Raw genomic sequence first — 1667 nt, forward strand, 5'->3', positions numbered from 1 at the left:
GCCATGGGCCAGAATGTGGAGCCTCTTGCAAAAGTCTCTTTAGGGTTGATTTATTGAAAAATTAAGCCTCATCGGCGCTTCTGTGCTAAGGTGAGTTTAAGCAGAAACACCGAAGCCTTGGGGGGAGCCGATGAAGCTTAGGGAAGCTGTATCATGGTTAATGGGGACCTTGCAACGGAATTTAATCCCTTGCCTGGAAGAATGTTGGGAGCGGCCCCTAACCGAGAAAGAGCGGCAATTAGTCAGCATCTTGGCAGTACTCCAAATCGAGAAATTTGCCGGTCGGCCCTGCCGGAGATTCGGCCGGAAGGCGCAGGAGCGCCGGGCCTTGGCCCGGGCCTTTGTGGCCAAGGCGGTGTATAACCATCACACCACCCGGGCCACTATCGAAGCCTTGCGTGCCTCGCCGAACTTCAGACGTATTTGCGGTTTTGTGAGCCTTGCCGATGTCCCCTCTGAGGCTACCTTTTCTCGGGCCTTTGCGGAATTTGCCGAGAAGGGGTTGGGCGATAAGGTCCACCAGGCCTTGGTGGAGCATTGGGTGAAACCGGGATTGGTGGGGCATATCAGCCGGGACGCCACGGCCATCAAGGGCCGGGAAAAACCTGTAGCCAAGCCGCGGCCGGAAAAGCCGGCGCCCCGGAAAAATGGGCGCCCCCGCCGCGGGGAGGTGCGAGAACCCAGGGCGGAGACGCGCCTGGAACGCCAGTGTCGGCAATCGGCCGCGGAGGCCCTGGCGGAGTTGCCGGTGCATTGCGATGTGGGGACGAAGAAGAATTCCCAAGGTTATAAGGAGACCTGGAGAGGCTATAAATGGCACGCCGACGTCAATGACTGCTGCCTGCCCATCAGCGTGGCGCTGACCGCGGCCTCCCTGCATGACAGCCAGGTCGCCATCCCGCTGATGAAAATGACCAGCGCGCGGGTGGATTACCTGTATGATTTGATGGATGCGGCTTATGACGCGCAACCGATCTACGCCGTCAGCCGCAGCCTGGGGCACGTCCCTATCATCGATAGGAATGGCCGGGGGCGAGAGGTTATCCCGCTGGCGCCCCATGAGGCGGCCAGGTACAAGGAACGGACGGTGGCGGAGCGCTTCAACAGTCGGCTGAAAGAAGAGTTTGGGGGCGGCAACGTGATGGTGCGGGGAGGCAAGAAAGTCGGGCTCCACCTCATGTTTGGCGTCATCGCTCTGTTTGCCGACCAGTTGCTCAAGCTGATAAGCTGAGCAGCTCAAAGCTGTCCGTAGTTTGGCAAGGTTATCCGGGGAGCGGTGCGTCCTGACTTCGCCAAAATCGACTCGATTTCCGGCGAAGAGGACCCAAAAACTCGATTTCATCGACTCAAGACTCCCAATACCTAGCCGTCGCCTCATAGCAACCGCAATTCTTATGAATTTTGCAAGAGGCTCATTGGGCACGAAGGTTTTATCCTGGATGATCAGGGGAATGCCACAGTTGTAAGGGTTTATTGGATTAAGATTAAAGGCCCCTCCCCCGGTAGGAATGGTGCCGGCTTGGATCAACGCATTCTCTACCGGGTCCGTGATCAGGTAACCCGCGGCCAGTCCGGCATAGACCCCCAGGCGAGTGATCCCCAAGGCGTGCTCGTGATAAAACTGCAGCCGGTTACTCTGCTGGTTGGGGTAATAGAGAGTCTGGGAC

Annotated in this window: 1 protein-coding gene and 1 pseudogene; one reads left to right on the forward strand and one right to left on the reverse strand. The window is 57.9% G+C overall.

Annotation, left to right across the window (positions count from 1 at the left end; translation table 11 throughout):
- Positions 1 to 160 precede the first annotated feature (160 nt).
- Positions 161 to 1231, forward strand: coding sequence for a transposase (locus QMD53_07155; GenBank protein ID MDI6800413.1), 1071 nt, complete (start codon positions 161 to 163; stop codon positions 1229 to 1231).
- A 177-nt stretch (positions 1232 to 1408) separates the two neighbouring features.
- Here QMD53_07155 and QMD53_07160 read toward each other — a convergent pair.
- Positions 1409 to 1667, reverse strand: a pseudogene (locus QMD53_07160) (hypothetical protein).

The organism is Actinomycetota bacterium (assembly GCA_030017835.1).
In the GTDB taxonomy this organism is placed as follows: Bacteria; Actinomycetota; Aquicultoria; order UBA3085; family Oleimmundimicrobiaceae; genus Yes70-04.

Coding starts and splice junctions, on each gene's coding strand:
- QMD53_07155 (MDI6800413.1), top strand. CDS start 161: ATGGGGACCTTGCAACGGAATTTAATCCCTTGCCTGGAAGAATGTTGG.